Source organism: Streptomyces sp. CBMA156 (genome assembly GCF_014596515.1).
In the GTDB taxonomy this organism is placed as follows: domain Bacteria; phylum Actinomycetota; class Actinomycetes; order Streptomycetales; family Streptomycetaceae; genus Kitasatospora.
On the sequence record NZ_MSJQ01000246.1, the window covers coordinates 36846 to 53973 of the forward strand.

At 71.4% G+C, this 17128-nt stretch carries 19 protein-coding genes; 13 read left to right on the forward strand and 6 right to left on the reverse strand.

Annotated features, from left to right (window positions below):
• Positions 1-17 precede the first annotated feature (17 nt).
• The 8 genes from BU198_RS20300 to era all read left to right on the forward strand — a co-directional run bounded on the left by BU198_RS20300 (position 18) and on the right by era (position 5500).
• Positions 18-1058: a PhoH family protein gene (locus BU198_RS20300; protein WP_223244683.1), complete on the forward strand. Its 1041-nt coding sequence runs from the start codon at positions 18-20 to the stop codon at positions 1056-1058.
• Positions 1059-1072: 14 nt separating this feature from the next.
• Positions 1073-1567, forward strand: a complete 495-nt coding sequence (ybeY, locus tag BU198_RS20305) for an rRNA maturation RNase YbeY (protein ID WP_188298269.1) — start codon at positions 1073-1075, stop codon at positions 1565-1567.
• Between the two features lie 19 nt (positions 1568-1586).
• Positions 1587-2909, forward strand: a complete 1323-nt coding sequence (locus BU198_RS20310) for a hemolysin family protein (RefSeq protein ID WP_188298270.1) — start codon at positions 1587-1589, stop codon at positions 2907-2909.
• A 33-nt stretch (positions 2910-2942) separates the two neighbouring features.
• Positions 2943-3179, forward strand: a complete 237-nt coding sequence (locus BU198_RS20315) for a hypothetical protein (RefSeq protein WP_188298271.1) — start codon at positions 2943-2945, stop codon at positions 3177-3179.
• Between the two features lie 26 nt (positions 3180-3205).
• Positions 3206-3754, forward strand: a complete 549-nt coding sequence (locus BU198_RS20320; RefSeq protein WP_188298272.1) for a DUF4383 domain-containing protein — start codon at positions 3206-3208, stop codon at positions 3752-3754.
• Positions 3755-3782: 28 nt separating this feature from the next.
• Positions 3783-4136 carry a cytidine deaminase gene (locus BU198_RS20325; RefSeq protein ID WP_188298273.1) on the forward strand — a complete coding sequence of 118 codons (354 nt, stop codon included), beginning with the start codon at positions 3783-3785 and terminating at the stop codon, positions 4134-4136.
• Positions 4137-4323: 187 nt separating this feature from the next.
• Positions 4324-4500: a hypothetical protein gene (locus tag BU198_RS20330; RefSeq protein WP_188298274.1), complete on the forward strand. Its 177-nt coding sequence runs from the start codon at positions 4324-4326 to the stop codon at positions 4498-4500.
• Between the two features lie 70 nt (positions 4501-4570).
• The gene (gene era, locus BU198_RS20335) at positions 4571-5500 is read left to right on the forward strand and encodes a GTPase Era (protein WP_188298275.1); all 930 of its coding nucleotides are present in this window, start codon (positions 4571-4573) and stop codon (positions 5498-5500) included.
• A 202-nt stretch (positions 5501-5702) separates the two neighbouring features.
• On the opposite strand, the gene BU198_RS20340 is transcribed toward era, so the two are convergent.
• Both BU198_RS20340 and BU198_RS20345 read right to left on the reverse strand, forming a co-directional pair.
• Positions 5703-5969, reverse strand: coding sequence for a protealysin inhibitor emfourin (locus BU198_RS20340; protein ID WP_188298276.1), 267 nt, complete (start codon positions 5967-5969; stop codon positions 5703-5705).
• 157 nt (positions 5970-6126) lie between these two features.
• Complete coding sequence (locus BU198_RS20345; protein WP_188298277.1) at positions 6127-7149, reverse strand: M4 family metallopeptidase; 1023 nt, start codon at positions 7147-7149, stop codon at positions 6127-6129.
• A 340-nt stretch (positions 7150-7489) separates the two neighbouring features.
• On the opposite strand from BU198_RS20345, the gene leuA reads away from it, so the two are divergent.
• The 4 genes from leuA (at position 7490) to BU198_RS20365 (ending at position 12087) form a co-directional block, all read left to right on the forward strand.
• Entirely contained in the window at positions 7490-9286 is a 1797-nt protein-coding gene (leuA, locus tag BU198_RS20350) for a 2-isopropylmalate synthase (protein ID WP_188298278.1), read from the forward strand.
• A 250-nt stretch (positions 9287-9536) separates the two neighbouring features.
• Positions 9537-10232 (forward strand): TerB family tellurite resistance protein, encoded by a 696-nt coding sequence (locus BU198_RS20355; RefSeq protein ID WP_188298279.1) that lies wholly within the window; start codon positions 9537-9539, stop codon positions 10230-10232.
• A gap of 270 nt (positions 10233-10502) precedes the next feature.
• On the forward strand, positions 10503-11249 hold the full coding sequence (gene recO / locus BU198_RS20360; RefSeq protein ID WP_188298280.1) for a DNA repair protein RecO: 747 nt from the start codon (positions 10503-10505) through the stop codon (positions 11247-11249).
• Positions 11250-11253: 4 nt separating this feature from the next.
• On the forward strand, positions 11254-12087 hold the full coding sequence (locus BU198_RS20365; protein WP_188298281.1) for an isoprenyl transferase: 834 nt from the start codon (positions 11254-11256) through the stop codon (positions 12085-12087).
• A 112-nt stretch (positions 12088-12199) separates the two neighbouring features.
• Here the strand turns inward: BU198_RS20365 and BU198_RS20370 are convergent, their stop codons facing one another.
• Genes BU198_RS20370 through BU198_RS20385 form a run of 4 tightly spaced genes read right to left on the reverse strand, consistent with a single transcriptional unit; the run spans position 12200 to position 15388 of the window.
• Complete coding sequence (locus tag BU198_RS20370) at positions 12200-12610, reverse strand: Fur family transcriptional regulator (protein WP_188298282.1); 411 nt, start codon at positions 12608-12610, stop codon at positions 12200-12202.
• 35 nt (positions 12611-12645) lie between these two features.
• Positions 12646-13575, reverse strand: coding sequence for a metal ABC transporter permease (locus tag BU198_RS20375; RefSeq protein WP_188298283.1), 930 nt, complete (start codon positions 13573-13575; stop codon positions 12646-12648).
• A complete protein-coding gene (locus tag BU198_RS20380; protein WP_188298284.1) occupies positions 13572-14336 on the reverse strand; it encodes a metal ABC transporter ATP-binding protein in 765 nt (254 codons plus the stop codon). The genes BU198_RS20375 and BU198_RS20380 overlap by 4 nt, the downstream gene beginning before the upstream one ends.
• Positions 14337-14350: 14 nt before the next feature.
• Complete coding sequence (locus BU198_RS20385) at positions 14351-15388, reverse strand: metal ABC transporter substrate-binding protein (protein WP_223244674.1); 1038 nt, start codon at positions 15386-15388, stop codon at positions 14351-14353.
• A 191-nt stretch (positions 15389-15579) separates the two neighbouring features.
• Between BU198_RS20385 and BU198_RS20390 the strand changes: the two genes are divergently transcribed.
• Positions 15580-16962, forward strand: coding sequence for a glycine--tRNA ligase (locus tag BU198_RS20390; protein ID WP_188298285.1), 1383 nt, complete (start codon positions 15580-15582; stop codon positions 16960-16962).
• Positions 16963-17128 lie beyond the last annotated feature (166 nt).

Sequence of the window (17128 nt, forward strand, 5' to 3'; positions counted from 1 at the left end):
TCCCCGAGAAGCACCCGATGGTCACCCTGCTCGGTGCCGCGGACTCGCTGCTGCGCGTGATCGAACAGGGCTTCCCCGCCGCCGACATCCACGTGCGCGGCAACGAGGTGACCGCCACCGGAGACCGGGCCGAGGTCGCCCTCGTCCAGCGGCTCTTCAACGAGATGATGCTGGTGCTGCGCACCGGCCAGCCCCTGACGGAGGACTCCGTGGAGCGCTCCATCGCCATGCTCCGCAGCCAGGAGGAGGACCCGGACAGCCCGGCCCCCTCGCAGGTGTTCACCGCGAACATCCTGTCCAACCGGGGCCGCACGATCCGCCCGAAGACCCTCAACCAGCAGCGCTACGTCGAGGCGATCGACAAGCACACGATCGTCTTCGGCCTCGGCCCCGCCGGTACCGGCAAGACCTACCTCGCGATGGCCAAGGCCGTCCAGGCCCTCCAGGCCAAGGAGGTCAACCGGATCATCCTGACCCGTCCCGCGGTCGAGGCGGGGGAGCGGCTGGGCTTCCTGCCCGGCACCCTCTACGAGAAGATCGACCCGTACCTGCGCCCGCTGTACGACGCGCTGCACGACATGATGGACCCGGACTCCATCCCGCGTCTGATGGCGGCCGGCACCATCGAGGTCGCCCCGCTCGCGTACATGCGCGGCCGCACCCTCAACGACGCCTTCATCATCCTCGACGAGGCCCAGAACACCTCGCCGGAGCAGATGAAGATGTTCCTCACCCGCCTCGGGTTCAACTCCCGGGTGGTGGTCACCGGCGACACCAGCCAGATCGACCTCCCGGGCGGAACCCGCAGCGGCCTCAAGGTGGTCCAGGAGATCCTGGCCGGCGTGCCGGACATCCACTTCTCCGTCCTCACCAGCACCGACGTGGTCCGCCACAAGCTGGTCGGCCGGATCGTGGACGCCTACGAGCGCTGGGACGCCCGCCAAGAGGCCGAGGAGCCCGCCCCGGCGGCCCGCAAGCCCGCCCAGCGGCGGCCCGGCAAGGCCGCCGCACCCCGCGCACCCCGCGCACCCCGACAGTCCCATCGCACCGAAAGCTGAGCACAGAGCCCGTCATGTCGATCGACATCGCCAACGAGTCCGGTTGGGAGGCCGACGAGGAAGCCATCCTCGACGTCGCCCGCTTCGCACTGGACAAGATGCGGATCCACCCGCAGTCCGAACTGTCCGTGATCCTGGTGGACGGGGCGGCCATGGAGGAGCTGCACATCCAGTGGATGGACCTGCCAGGACCCACCGACGTGATGTCCTTCCCGATGGACGAGCTGCGTCCCGGCAAGGACGGCGAGGAGCTGCCGCAGGGGCTGCTCGGCGACATCGTGCTCTGCCCCGAGGTGGCCGAGCAGCAGGGCAAGGCGGCCCCCTCCAAGCACTCGATGGACGAGGAGCTGCAACTGCTCACCGTGCACGGCGTGCTGCACGTCCTCGGCTACGACCACGAGGAGCCCGAGGAGGAGGAGGAGATGTTCGCCCTCCAGAAGCGCATCCTGGACGACTGGCGGGCGGGCCGGGGCCTCGGCGGCATCTCCCCGGCCCCCACCACCCACTGAGCGCGGAGCCCGAACCCCTGTGAGTGGTGAGAGTACGAGCTTCATCCTGGGTGCCGTGCTGCTCGTCGTACTCGGCTGGCTGGCCGCGTGCGCCGAGGCGGGCATCTCCCGGGTCTCCCGGTTCCGGGCGGAGGAGGCGGTGCGCAGCGGACGGCGCGGCTCCGCGCGGCTGCTGACCGTCGCCTCCGACCCGATCCGCTACCTCAACCTGGCCACCCTGATCCGGGTGGCCAGCGAGATGGCGGCGGCCGTCCTGGTCACCGTGGTCTGCGTGCGCAACGTCAGCCCGACCTGGCAGGCCGTGCTGCTGGCGTTCGGCGTGATGGTGCTGGTGTCCTTCGTCGCGGTGGGGGTCTCGCCGCGCACGATCGGGCGCCAGCACCCGGTGACCACCGCGGCCGCGGCCTCCTTCGTGCTGCTGCCGCTGGCCGCGGTGCTGGGCCCGATCCCGCGGCTGCTGATCCTGCTCGGCAACGCGCTGACCCCGGGCAAGGGTTACCGGGAGGGGCCGTTCGCCTCCGAGGCGGAGCTGCGGGCGCTGGTGGACCTCGCCGAGAAGGACGACCTGATCGAGGACGAGGAGCGCCGGATGGTGCACTCGGTCTTCGAGCTGGGCGACACCATCGTGCGCGAGGTGATGGTGCCGCGCACCGACCTGGTGATGATCGAGCGGCACAAGACCGTGCGGCAGGCGCTCACCCTGGCGCTGCGCTCGGGCTTCTCGCGCATTCCCGTGGTCGGCGACAACGAGGACGACGTGGTCGGCATCGTCTACCTCAAGGACCTGGTGCGCCGCACCCACATCAACCGGGAGGCGGAGTCCGAGGAGGTCGGCGCGGTGATGCGCCCGGCCGTCTTCGTCCCCGACTCCAAGCCGGCCGGCGACCTGCTGCGCGAGATGCAGCAGCGCCGCTCGCACGTGGCGATCGTGATCGACGAGTACGGCGGCACGGCCGGCCTGGTCACCATCGAGGACGTCCTGGAGGAGATCGTCGGGGAGATCACCGACGAGTACGACCGGGAGATCGCCCCGGTGGAGGACCTCGGTGACGGCTCGTACCGGATCACCGCCCGGCTGCTGGTGGAGGACCTGGGCGAGCTGTTCGGCATCGAGCTGGAGGACGAGGACGTCGAGACCGTCGGCGGCCTGCTGGCCAAGCACCTGGGCCGGGTGCCGATCCCCGGCTCCGCCTGCGAGATCCCGCTGCCCGAGCCGGTCGCGGGCGGCCTGACCGGCATCCTGCTGACCGCCGAGTCCTCGGCGGGCCGGCGCAACCGGATCGGCTCCATGGTCGCCGCCCCCGTCCGCGCCGAGGACGCCGGGGAGTCCCCGGGCGAGTAGCGGGCGGGCGGTCGCCGAGCGACCATGGAGGGCATGACGCACAAACTTCGCGCGGAGTACGGCCCGCAGGGGGCGGCCGGCGGAGTCAAGTCCTGGCACGTGGTGCGGGACGAGGACCCGTCGGTGGCGCTCTGCGGCCGGACCATGTCCGACGACGCCGAGACCCGGCCCGAGGAGGAGTGGGGCACCGGGTTGCGCTGCTGCCAGCAGTGCGGCTCGCTCTACATGCACGAGACGCCGCACATGGAGAAGCTCCATCCCTACAGCTAGACCATGGCCGAGCTCTGGAGGTCGCCATGAAGCTGCAAGACACTCTGCCGTCCGTCGACAGACGACTCGCCCTGGTGTGGCGGATCGGGGCGGGGCTCGGGGGGATCTTCCTGATCGTGTTCGGGTGCCTGGGGCTGGCCGACCACTCCGGCTTCCTGTCCACCCACGGTGACCGGATCGCCGGGCTGTCGACCAACGGGGCGCTGAGCATCCTGTCCATCGTGGCGGGCGCGGTCCTGGTGCTGGGGGCGGTGATCGGCGGGAACTTCGCGTCCAACCTCAACATGGCGGTCGGCGTGCTGTTCGTCCTGTCCGGCTTCTACGGCCTGACGGTGCTCGGGCGGCCGGACGCCAACATCCTCAACTTCCGGATGTCGAACGTGCTGTTCGCGTTCGTCTTCGGGATCGTCCTGACGACCTTCGGCATGTACGGCAGGGTGAGCAGCCACCTGCCGCACGACAACCCGTTCTGGCGCGAGCGCGCCGAGCACGAGGAGGCGCGGCCGACCGGGCCGAAGACCTTCGTCAAGGTCCTCAGGCCGAACCCGGGGCGGACCCACCCGGTCGGCCACTGACCGGCGCCGGGTGCCTATGCTCGGCGGCATGAGTGACATCGTCGAGCTCGATCCCGAAGACAAGAAGATCATCACCCTGGCCCGCTCGGCCCGCGCCCGCAACGGCGTCGCCGAGGGGGCCGCGGTGCGTGACGAGACCGGTCGCACCTACGTGGCCGGGACGGTCGCGCTGGAGTCGCTGAGGCTGAGCGCCCTGCGGACGGCGGTGGCGATGGCGGTGGCCAGCGGCGCCAGGTCGCTGGAGGCGGCGGCCGTGGTGAGCGAGGCGGAGCAGCCGGACGAGGCGGACCTGGCGGCCGTACGGGACCTGGGCGGGGCCGGGACGCCGGTGCTGCTGGCCGGTCCCGACGGGACGCTGCGGGTGGCCGCCGAGGCGCGCTGAGGCCCGTCGAGGGGCCCGTACGGGGTCGGCACGAGGACTGTACGGGCCTCGGGCGCGGGAGGCCCGCACGGGGCCGTCGGGGGTCCCGTGGCGGGCCTTCGGCGACCGTGCCGACCGGCATGGCCTCCGGCCGTGCCTGGCAGATAATCTCACCGGGGGGAGTGGACTCGGTGAGGGGGCTGGGGGCATGGGGGCGGTGGCGTTCTTCGCCGGGCTGCTGCTGTTCGTGATGGGGCTGGGCAAGTGGCAGGAGACCAAGTCGGACGTCTGGCTGTTCGGCTCGCTCGGCTTCCTGCTGGCGCTGGTGGTGGTCTCGCTGATCCCCACCGGCGGCAAGGGCGGGAAGGGCGGCAAGAAGGGCTGAGCGGGTGTCCTGAAACCCCCGGAGGCGGGCCCGGACGGCGGGGCTCCGGTGATCAGGGAGAATGGAGCCCATGAATGCCCCTTCCTCCTCGTACCGCTCCGGGTTCGCGTGCTTCGTCGGCCGGCCCAACGCGGGCAAGTCGACCCTGACCAACGCTCTGGTGGGGACGAAGGTCGCGATCACCTCCGACCGCCCGCAGACCACCCGGCACACCGTGCGCGGCATCGTGCACCGCCCGGACGCCCAGCTCGTGCTGGTCGACACCCCCGGTCTGCACAAGCCGCGCACCCTGCTCGGCGAACGCCTCAACGACCTGGTCCGCACCACCTGGGCCGAGGTCGACGTGATCGGCTTCTGCCTGCCCGCCGACCAGAAGATCGGCCCCGGCGACAAGTTCATCGCCAAGGAGATCGCCGGGATCAAGAAGACCCCGAAGGTCGCCATCGTCACCAAGACCGACCTGGTCGACTCCAAGCGCCTGGCCGAGCAGCTGATCGCGATCCACCAGCTCGGCATCGAGCTGGGCTTCGAGTGGGACGAGATCATCCCGGTCTCCGCCGTGGGCGACAAGCAGGTGGAACTGGTCGCCGACCTGCTCACCAAGCTGCTGCCGGAGGGCGACCAGCTCTACCCGGAGGGCGACCTCACCGACGAGCCCGAGCAGGTCATGGTCGCCGAGCTGATCCGCGAGGCCGCGCTGGAGGGCGTGCGCGACGAACTGCCGCACTCGCTGGCCGTCGTGGTCGAGGAGATGCTCCCGCGCGAGGGCCGCCCGGCGGACCGCCCGCTGCTGGACATCCACGCCAACGTCTACATCGAGCGGCAGAGCCAGAAGGCGATCGTGATCGGCGCCAAGGGCGCGCGGCTGAAGCACGTCGGCACCACCGCCCGCAAGCACATCGAGGCGCTGCTCGGCACGCCGGTCTACCTGGACCTGCACGTCAAGGTCGCCAAGGACTGGCAGCGCGACCCCAAGCAGCTGCGCAAGCTGGGCTTCTGAGCCGGGGGCTCGTGAACCGGGGGGCTCGTGAACCGGGGGGTGCCGGACCGGGAGCTTCCCAACCACGGCCCCTGACGGGGGAGTTCACCACGGCGGGACTGTCGAGGGCCCGGCCGGACGTTTCGCGTCCGGCCGGGCCCGTGTCGTCGGTCCGGCCCCACGGGGCGTCAGGCGGGGGGCCGCCCGCCTCCCTGTCCCGGTGCTAGGCGCCCTCGCGCAGTACCAGGGAGACCAGCTCGCGCTGCGAGTCGGTGAGCTTTGGGTCTGCGCAGTGCACCGTCCGGCCGTCGACGGTGATCTCGTAGTGGAAGCCGTCCGGCACCCCGTACGAGGGCGCGCGCAGCCCGCCCGCGACGGCCTCGCGGGCGAGTGCGTGCACGTGCGGGGCGTCCGTGCGGTCGGCGGTGTCGATCTCCGCATGGCGGACGATCCCCGCGAAGCCGCCGGTCCGGGTCACCTGGATACGCATGGTGTCCATGGTGCTACCCGGGGAGGGGGTTTGCCGGGCTTTTCCCGGACCGTGACCTTAAGCCCGCCTCAACCCGGTCTCAACCATCCCCGGGCCCGGGCCGCCACCCCCGGGCCACCGCCCCGGGCCGCCGACCGCCCCGGGCCGCCGGGCGCCGTCACCCCGGGCTGATCCCGACCTGCGCCCAGGAGGCCGTGACGGTGTCCACCACCGACCGGTCGCCGGGGTAGCGGGCCGCTGCTGCGGCCACGGTGGCCCGGGCGAAGGCGGTGAAGCCGGCGTCGGCGGGCAGCGTGCGCCCGGTCAGCGCGTCGTACCAGATCCGCCCCGCGCGCTCCCAGGCCGAGCCGCCGAGCGCGGTGGCCAGCAGGTAGAACGCGTGGTTGGGGATGCCGGAGTTGATGTGCACCCCGCCGTTGTCCTGGGAGGTGTCCACGTAGTCCCGCATGTGCGCGGGCTGCGGGTCCTTGCCGAGCTGCGGGTCGTCGTAGGCGGTGCCGGGCGCCTTCATCGAGCGCAGCGCCACCCCCTGGACGCCGGGGGCGAGCAGCCCGGCGCCGATCAGCCAGTCGGCGTCGGCGGCGCCCTGGTGCAGCGCGTACTGCTTGACCAGCGAGCCGAAGACGTCGGAGACCGACTCGTTGAGCGCGCCGGGCTGGTCCTGGTAGTCCAGGCCGGCGGTGAACTGGGTGACGCCGTGGGTGAGTTCGTGGCCGATCACGTCGATGCAGGCGGTGAAGTCGCCGAACACCACGTTGTCGCCGTCGCCGAAGACCATCTGGTGGCCGTTCCAGAAGGCGTTGTCGTAGTCGCGGCCGTAGTGGACGCTGGCGTCCAGCCGCAGGTTCCGGTCGTCGATCGAGTGCCGGCCGAAGGCGTCGGCGTAGAGCGCGAAGGTGGCGCCCAGGCCGTCGTAGGCGCGGTTGACGGAGCTGTCGGAGGAGGCGCCCTGCCCCTCGGCGCGCACCCGGCGGCCGGGCAGCCGCTGGCCGTGGGCGGCGTCGCAGACCACCCTGCTGAGGCCGGGGGCGCCGGCGACGGCCGGGGGCGGGGCGAGGCGGGCCGCGCGGTGCGCGGCGTCGAGGGCGAGGGAGTGGACGGCGGGCTCGTGACCGGCCTCGGCGAGGCGGTCCAGGACGTACGGCGGGACGATCGTGCAGAGCGGCACTGCTGCAGTCATGTCGCCCAGGGTGAGGCCTCGATGACTTGTTGTCACCATCTTTGACGGGACCGGCCGGTGTCTCAAGGAGTGGAACGGAAGCCCGGATCACTTCGGGGGCGCGCGGCGCTGGGTTACGCTGGGGCCATCATGCGCAACGGGCTGCTTCTTCTTAGCTGCCGCGTCGAGGGCCTGTAGTCCACAGGGGCCGGCACCCTCGCCGCGGGGAACGAGCTGTGCGCGCAATCGGCGATCCGACGGTGTATCGCGAGCGGCAGCAGAGGCCGGCCAGTCGGTGTCGACCAGGTGTCGACCACCGGACCCGCCCGCAGTACGCATCACAGGAAGCCGAGTCACCTCCATGACCGAGCAGAACTCCGCCGCGCCCGTCCCCGCCGGCCGCCCCTTCGTCGACCGCCCCACCCCGATCACCGCCGCCTCGGTGCGCCAGCGCCCGTCCGGCATGCGGTACGGGCGCTACCTGCCGTTCGGCACCGTGGACCTGCCGGACCGGACCTGGCCGGAGAAGGTGATCACCAAGGCGCCGCGCTGGCTCTCCACCGACCTGCGGGACGGCAACCAGGCGCTGATCGACCCGATGTCCCCGGCCCGCAAGCGGATGATGTTCGACCTGCTGGTGAAGATGGGCTACAAGGAGATCGAGGTCGGCTTCCCCTCCTCCGGCGCCACCGACCACGCCTTCGTGCGGTCGCTGATCGAGGAGGGGGCGATCCCCGAGGACGTCACCATCTCGGTGCTGACGCAGGCCCGCGAGGAACTGATCGAGAAGACCGTGGAGTCGCTGGTCGGCGCCCCGCGGGCGACCGTCCACCTGTACAACGCGACCGCGCCGCTGTTCCGCCGGGTGGTGTTCCGCAACGACAGGGCGGCCACCAAGGCGATCGCCACCGAGGGCACCCGGCTGGTGATGGAGTACGCGGAGAAGCTGCTGGGCGAGGACACCGCCTTCGGCTACCAGTACTCGCCGGAGATCTTCGTCGACACCGAGCTGGACTTCGCGCTGGAGGTCTGCGAGGCGGTCATGGACGTCTGGCAGCCGGGCGAGGGCCGCGAGATCATCCTGAACCTGCCCGCCACCGTCGAGCGGGCCACCCCCAACGTCCAGGCCGACCAGTTCGAGTGGATGTCGCGCCACCTGTCCCGCCGCGAGTCCGTCTGCCTGTCGGTGCACCCGCACAACGACCGCGGCACCGCCGTCGCCTCCGCCGAGCTGTCCTACATGGCCGGCGCGGACCGCATCGAGGGCTGCCTGTTCGGGCAGGGCGAGCGGACCGGCAACGTCGACCTGGTGACGCTGGGGATGAACCTGTTCTCGCAGGGCATCGACCCGCGGATCGACTTCTCCGACATCGACGAGGTGCGCCGCACCGCCGAGTACTGCAACCAGATGGAGGTGCACCCGCGCCACCCGTACGCCGGCGACCTGGTGTACACCTCCTTCTCCGGTTCGCACCAGGACGCCATCAAGAAGGGCTTCGACGTCCTGGAAGCGGACGCGAAGGCGGCGGGCGTGCCGGTGGAGGAGCACACCTGGGGCGTGCCGTACCTGCCGATCGACCCGAAGGACGTCGGCCGCACCTACGAGGCGGTCATCCGGGTCAACAGCCAGTCCGGCAAGGGCGGCGTGGCGTACGTGCTGAAGAACGACCACAAGCTGGACCTGCCGCGCCGGATGCAGATCGAGTTCTCCCGGATCATCCAGGCCAAGACCGACGCCGAGGGCGGCGAGGTCAGCCCGGCCGAGATCTGGCGAGTCTTCGAGGACGAGTACCTGCCGACCACCGACAACCCGTGGGGCCGGATCGCGCTGAGCGGCTCGCGCACCCTGACCACCGAGGACGGCCGGGACGCGCTGACCGCCGAGGCCCTGGTGGACGGCGCTCCGGTGACCATGACCGGCGCCGGCAACGGCCCGGTCTCGGCCTTCGCCGACGCGCTGGCCAGGATCGGCGTGGACGTACGCGTCCTGGACTACGCCGAGCACGCGCTGAGCGAGGGCGGCGACGCCCAGGCCGCCGCGTACGTGGAGTGCGCGGTGGACGGCAAGGTGCGGTGGGGCGTCGGCATCGACGGCAACACCGTGCTGGCCTCGCTGAAGGCGATGATCAGCGCCGTCAACCGGGCGCAGCGCGACTGATTCGCAAGGGTGGTGTGCGAAGGGCCGTCCCGCGGGGCGGCCCTTCGCCGTGCCCGCCGCGCACCGCGCCCGGCGCTGTGTCCTGCGCCACATTTTTTCGGATCGGAAGCCGTTCGAGGTACTGACACGTGCCGGTAACCGTGGCAACATCGATCCACCGGAAAGCCGGGTCGGTGGGACGGCTCGGTGTCCGGTCGCGTGACCTGCCCATTGTCGAGCAGGCCGCCTGCCATGTCTGGGGAGTGGCGCCGTGACCAGGTTGTGGGGTGTTCGCCCGAGGTGGCGGACTGACGTTCTCGGTGACTTCTTCTGCCCCGGCTGTGGCGGGGACCGCAACTACCGCCGGCAGCACGGCCGGCGGTGGCTGCGGCTGCTGGGGACCCCGGTGGTCCCGCTCGGACCGGTGATCGGCAGTGTGCAGTGCACCGGCTGCCACGGCCGGTACGGCGTCGAGAGCCTGGAGCAGCCCACCAGCGTGCGCCTCGGCGCGATGCTGCGGGACGCTCAGTACACCATCGCGCTGGCCCTGCTCGCGGCCGGCGGCACCGCCCACCGGGCGGCCCGCGACGCGGCCTGCACGGCGGTGCGCGAGGCCGGGTTCGAGGACTGCGGCGAGGCCCAGGTGCTGGCCGCGCTCGCCGCGCTCTCCGGGCTCGGCGGTGAACTCCACGAAGCCCACGACCTGGGGGCACCTCCCGGCCGGAGGCCGGGGGAGTCCGGCGGGCTGGCCGTCGAACTGCACGCGGTGCTCGAACCGCTCACCCCGCACCTGGCCCACCACGGCCGCGAGCGGCTGCTGTTGCAGGGCGCGGGGATCGCGCTGGCCGACGGGCGCTACCTGCCGCAGGAGCGCGACGCGCTGGCCGCGGTCGGGCAGTGCCTGGACCTGCCGAAGTCCAGGGTCGGGGCGCTGCTGGAGGCGGCGACCCGGGCGCCGTACAAGTAGCCGACGCCGCGAACGGACGGCGGCGCGACCGACCGGCCGCACGACCGAAGGCCGCACGACCGACCGACGGCACGAATCAGTCGACGGCACGAACAGTCCGGTGGCGCCACACCGAGATTCCCGCAGACCACTCCGAATCCCCCACAAAACGGGCCCGGACTCCCCCCTCCGGGCCCGCCGTGACCCGCACCGCAGTGGTCCTCCCCCACGGCCCCGGTGCGGGCAACACGGCTGTCCGGCACCGGTGCCGGGTGGGGGAGAATGGTCCCCATGAGTCTTTTCCGGGACGACGGCGTCGTGCTGCGGGCGCAGAAGCTCGGCGAGGCCGATCGGATCATCACCCTGCTGACCCGCCACCACGGCAAGGTGCGGGCGGTCGCGCGCGGGGTGCGGAAGACCAAGTCCAAGTTCGGCGCCCGGCTGGAACCGTTCTCGCACGTGGACGTGCAGTTCTTCAGCCGGGGGAGTGAGCTGTTCGGCCGCGGGTTGCCGCTCTGCACCCAGGTGGAGACCATCGCGCCGTACGGCGGTTCGATCGTCACCGACTACGGCCGCTACACCGCCGGCACCGCGATGCTGGAGACCGCCGAGCGCTTCGCCGAGAACGAGGGCGAACCGGCCGTCCAGCAGTACCTGCTGCTGGTCGGCGGACTGCGCACCCTGGCGGCCGGACTGCACGAGTCGCACCTGGTGATGGACGCCTTCCTGCTGCGCTCGCTCGCGGTGAACGGGTACGGCGCGAGCTTCACCGACTGCGCCAAATGCGGCCTGGAGGGGCCGAACCGTTTCTTCTCGCTCCCCGCGGGCGGGGTGCTCTGCGGGGACTGCCGAGTGCCCGGATGTGCCGTACCCTCCCCTGAGACACTGGTACTGCTCGGGGCGCTGTTGTCAGGGGACTGGCAGACGGCCGATTCCTGTGAGCCCCGGTACTGGCGGGAGGGCAGCGGCCTGGTCGCGGCCTATCTGCAGTGGCACCTGGAGCGGGGCATCCGCTCGATGAGATACGTGGAGAAGTGAGCACATGGCAGCGCGACGGCTCTTCGGCGGCGGCAAGCAGAGGGCGTACGTCCCCCCGACCCCGCACCCCAGCGGCGCACAGCCCCCGAAGATCCCCGGCGAGCTGGTCCCCGGCCACGTCGCCATCGTGATGGACGGCAACGGCCGTTGGGCGAAGGAGCGCGGGCTGCCCCGCACCGAGGGCCACAAGGTCGGCGAGTCCGTGGTGATGGACGTGCTCAAGGGCGCCATCGAGCTCGGGGTCAAGAACATCTCGCTGTACGCGTTCTCCACCGAGAACTGGAAGCGCTCGCCCGACGAGGTGAAGTTCCTGATGAACTTCAACCGGGACGTCATCGCCCGCCGCCGCGACGAGATGGACGCGATGGGCGTGCGGATCCGCTGGGCGGGCCGGATGCCCAAGCTGTGGAAGAGCGTCGTCCAGGAGCTCCAGGTCGCCGAGGAGCAGACCAGGGACAACGACGCCGTCACGCTCTACATGTGCGTCAACTACGGCGGCCGGGCCGAACTCGCCGACGCGGCGCACGCGATCGCCCAGGACGTCGCGGCCGGGAAGCTGGACCCGAAGAAGGTCAACGAGAAGACCCTGGCCAGGTACATGTACCACCCGGACATGCCGGACGTGGACCTGTTCCTGCGCCCCAGCGGTGAGCAGCGCACCTCCAACTTCCTGCTCTGGCAGTCGGCTTACGCCGAGTTCGTGTTCCAGGACGTGCTCTGGCCGGACTTCGACCGCCGTGACCTGTGGCGCGCCTGCGAGCAGTACGCGATGCGCGACCGGCGCTTCGGCGGGGCGATCCCGAACGAGGTCGGCGCGCCCGTCCCGTCGCCGCGCTGAGGCGCTCCGGACCCGCGCGTCGGACGCGTAGATCGGATCCGCACGACGGACCCGTACGACGGAGAGGACCCACCGGGGAGCCGGTGGGTCCTCTCCGTCGTACGGGCCGTGCTCAGATCCTCTTGGCGCACTCCGCGCAGGTCCCGAAGATCTCCAGGGTGTGCGCGATGTCGCTGAAACCGTGCTCGGCGGCGACCGAGTTGGCCCAGCGTTCCACCGCGGGGCCCTCCACCTCGACGGTGGCACCGCAGTGCCGGCAGACCAGGTGGTGGTGGTGTCCGCTGCTGCACCGGCGGTAGACCGCCTCGCCGTCGGCGGTGCGCAGCACGTCCACCTCACCGGCGTCCGCGAGTGACTGGAGCGTGCGGTAGACCGTGGTCAGACCGACGGAGTCCCCGCGGTGCTTGAGCAGGTCGTGGAGCTCCTGCGCGCTGCGGAAGTCCGCGATCTCGTCCAGGGCGGCCGAGACGGCTGCACGCTGCCGGGTCGATCGGGCGCGCGGCGACGGGCCTGCGGTGGTCACCGTGGGTCCTCCTGGGGTCGTGGGCGTCTCGCACATCATTGTGCCAGCCCGGCCCCCCGCCCAGGGGTGGTCGTGCCGGAGGGACCGGCGGCGGCCTGTTCCGGCAGTTCGACGTCGCAGACCTTCGGCCCGCTCTCGGCCGCGCCGCGGTGGCGCCGTCGGGCGAGCGGGGCGGCGAGCAGGCTGAACACCGCGAAGACCGCGATGGCGAGCAGCACGATGGCCGGCCCCGAGGGCACGTCGAGGTGGTAGGAGCCGGTGACGCCGGCCAGCGAGACGATCACGCCGAGCGCGATCGAGGCGGCCTGGGTGGCGGCGAAGGAGCGGGTGAGCTGCTGGGCGGCGACCACCGGGACCACCATCAGCGCGCTGACCAGCAGCAGCCCGACCACCCGCATGGCGACCGTGACGGTGACCGCGGCCATCACCGCGAGCAGCAGGTTGAGGGTGCGCACCGGCAGGCCGGTGACCCGGGCGAAGTCCTCGTCCTGGCAGATCGCGAAGAGCTGGCGGCGCAGGCCGACGGTGACCGCGATGACCACCGCGCCGAGCCCTGCGATGACGGCCAGGTCGGCGGGGGCGACGGTGAGGATGGAGCCCCACAGGTAGCTCTCCAGCGAGCCGGCCCCGGCCTGCGCGGAGAGCGAGACCAGCAGCTTGCCGCAGGCCATGCCGCCGTAGAAGAGCATCGCGAGGGCGATGTCGCCGCGCTGGTTGCCGCGCGAGCGGACCAGTTCCATGGTGACGGCGCCGAGCACGCAGACCAGCACGGCCATCCAGACCGGGCTGGTCTGGAAGATGAAGCCGAGGCCGACGCCGGTCATCGCGACGTGGCCCATGCCGTCGCCCATCAGCGCCTGGCGGCGCTGCACCAGGTAGATGCCGACGGCCGGGGCGGTGATCCCGACCAGGACGGCGGCGAGCAGCGCGCGCTGCATGAAGTCGTAGGAGAGCATCTCGGTCATGCGAGCAGCCTCGGCGGGGTCAGGTCGGCGTGCGGGTGGACGTGGTCGTGGCCGGGCAGCGCGTGCAGGCCGGTGTTGGGCACGGGCGGGCCGTCGTGGGCGACGCAGCCGTCCCGCAGCACCACGGCGCGGTCGATCAGCGGCTCCAGCGGCCCGAGTTCGTGCAGCACGAGGAGGACGGAGGCGCCGCGGCCGACCTCGGCGCGCAGGGTGTCGGCCAGCACCTGCTGGCTGGCGGCGTCCACGCCGGCCATCGGCTCGTCCATGATCAGCAGGTCGGGGGAGCCGACCAGGGCGCGGGCGATCAGCACCCGCTGCTGCTGGCCGCCGGACAGGTCGGCGACGCCGTCCTCGGCCCGCTCCAGCATGCCGACGGCGGCCAGCGCGCGGTCCACCGCCTCGCGGTCCCTGCGGCGGAACGGCAGCAGCCGGTGCTGCGGCAGCCGACCGGTGGAGACCACCTCGCGCACGGTGGCGGGGACGCCGGAGGCGGCGGTGGTGCGCTGCGGGACGTACCCGATCCGGTGCCAGGCGCGGAAGGAGCGGCGCGGGGTGCCGAACAGTTCCAGGGTGCCCTGCTCCAGCGGGACGGAGCCGATCACGGCCTTGACGGTGGTCGACTTGCCGGAGCCGTTGGCGCCGAGCAGGGCGACGACCTCGCCGGGGCGGACGGTGAGGTCGACGCCGCGCAGCACCGGCCGGCCGCCGCGCGAGGCGACGGCGTCACGGAGGCGGACGGCCGGGGGTATCGGGTCGGTCATGGTGCGGATTCCCGTCAGCTGGTGGCGGCAGGGGTGGTGGCGTCGGCTCCGGGAGTCCCGGCCGGGGCGGGGGCGTCGGTCGCGGCCGGGGCGCCGAGGGCGGCCTGGAGGTTGGCCAGGTTCTGCCTCATGACGGACAGGTAGTCGTCCTTGGCGGTGTCCTTGACGCCCTCCAGGGGGTCCAGGACGGCGGTCTTGAGGCCGAGGTCCTTGGCGACGGTGTCGGCGAGCTTGGGGTCGACCAGGGTCTCGAAGAAGATCGTGGTGACGCCGTTGTCCCTGGCGGCCTTCTGCACCGCGGTCAGCCGGGCCGGGGTGGGCTCGGACTCCGGGTCGACGCCGTTGATGGCGACCTGGGTGAGGCCGTAGTGGTCGGCGAGGTAGCCGAAGGCGGCGTGGCTGGTGACGAAGGTCTTCGTCCTGGTGTCCTTCAGTCCGGCCCGGAACTCCTGGTCGAGCGCGGTGAGCCTGGTGACCAGGTCGTCGGTGTTCTTCCGGTAGTCCTCGGCGTGGGACGGGTCGGCCTTGGCGAACTCGTCGCCGACGGTCTTGGCGATCGCCGCGTAGCGGGTCGGGTCGAGCCAGATGTGCGGGTCGCCGGCCGGGCCCTCGTGCTTGTGGCCCTCGCCCCCGTGGCCCTCCTCCTCGGTGCCCTCGTCGAGGTGGTGGTCGACCAGCGGGGCGGTGGCGGTGGCGTCGATCTTGTGCTTGCTGGACGACTGCGCGACGGCCTGGTCGACGGTGGGCTGGAGGCCCTTGAGGTAGATGATCGCGTCGGCCTTCTGGACCGTGCCGACCTGCTTGGCGGTGAGCTCCAGGTCGTGCGGCTCGACGCCGGCCGCGGTGAGGTCGGTGACCGCGACGTGCTCCTTGCCGATCTGCTGGGCCAGGTACTCCATCGGGTAGAAGGACGCGACGACCTTCAGCCTGCCGCTGCCGTCCGCGGCGCCGCTGCTGCCTCCGCAGGCCGTGAGGGCCAGCGAGGCGGCGAGGGCGGTGGTGCCGATGGCTATGGAGCGGCGAGCGCGTCGTCGAGTCAGTCCGATCATCATGACAATCATTCTCATCTTAGATGGAAATGATTGTCAACTCACTCGGACGGGTGAACGGAAGGTGACGGAGGGTGGGGGCGGCCGGACGATACCGATTTGAATCACGTACCCGTATGGCCGGTAACCTGAGGTATTCGGGTACGCGTAACCAGCCGTGCCCTGACCGTGCCGTACGTACTGAAGAGAGCACTGTGGCCGCCGACAAGATCGACACGATCGTCAGCCTGAGCAAGCGCCGTGGCTTCGTCTACCCCTGCAGCGAGATCTACGGCGGCACGCGTGCCGCCTGGGACTACGGACCGCTGGGTGTCGAGCTCAAGGAGAACATCAAGCGCCAGTGGTGGCGTGCGATGGTCCAGGCCCGTGAGGACGTCGTCGGACTCGACTCGTCGGTGATCCTCGCCCGCGAGGTGTGGGAGGCCTCCGGCCACGTCGCGACCTTCAACGACCCGCTGACCGAGTGCCTCTCCTGTCACAAGCGCCACCGGGCCGACCACCTGGAGGAGAAGTACGAGGCCAAGCACGGCTTCCCGCCGCCGAACGGCCTCAAGGACGTCAACTGCCCCGACTGCGGCACCAAGGGCCAGTTCACCGAGCCCAAGGACTTCTCGGGCATGCTGAAGACCCACCTCGGCGTCACCGAGGAGGCGAGCGGCCTCGCGTTCCTGCGCCCGGAGACCGCCCAGGGCATCTTCACCAACTTCAAGGCCGTCCAGACCACTTCGCGCAAGAAGCCGCCGTTCGGCATCGCCCAGACCGGCAAGAGCTTCCGCAACGAGATCACCCCCGGCAACTTCATCTTCCGGACCCGCGAGTTCGAGCAGATGGAGATGGAGTTCTTCGTCAAGCCGGGTGAGGACGAGGAGTGGCACGAGTACTGGCTCCAGCAGCGCTGGGACTGGTACGTCGGCCTCGGCCTGCGCACCGAGAACATGCGCTTCTTCGAGCACCCGAAGGAGAAGCTCTCCCACTACGCCAAGCGCACGGTGGACATCGAGTACCGCTTCAACTTCGGCGGCACCGAGTTCTCCGAGCTGGAGGGCGTGGCCAACCGCACCGACTACGACCTGCGGGTGCACAGCGAGGCCTCCGGCCAGGACCTGAAGTACTTCGACCAGGAGTCCGGCGAGCGGTACTTCCCGTTCGTCATCGAGCCGGCGGCGGGCCTCAACCGCGCCATGCTGGCGTTCCTGATCGACGCCTACTTCGAGGACGAGGCGCCGAACGCCAAGGGCGTCATGGAGAAGCGCGTCGGCATGCGGCTCGACCCGCGGCTGGCCCCGGTCAAGGTCGCCGTCCTGCCGCTGTCGCGCAACGCCGAGCTGTCCCCGAAGGCCCGCGGCCTGGCCGCCGACCTGCGCACCGCCTGGAACGTCGAGTTCGACGACGCCGGCGCGATCGGCAAGCGCTACCGCCGCCAGGACGAGATCGGCACGCCGTTCTGCGTCACGGTCGACTTCGACACCCTTGAGGACAACGCGGTGACCGTCCGCGACCGCGACACCATGTCGCAGGAGCGGGTCTCGCTGGACCAGGTCAAGGCGTACCTGGGCGCGCGGCTGATCGGCTGCTAGGCAGGTCCCTGCTCAAGGAGCCCTCGTCCGCCCCGGTGGGGCGGACGAGGGCTCCTTGCCGTCCGGGGGCTTTCCCGGCCTGCCGCACGGAGCGGGCCGGCCGGCCCGGGCGCTACCGCCGTCCCCAGCGGGAGCGCGGGGCCGCGGGCGGGCGGGCCGGGAGGCC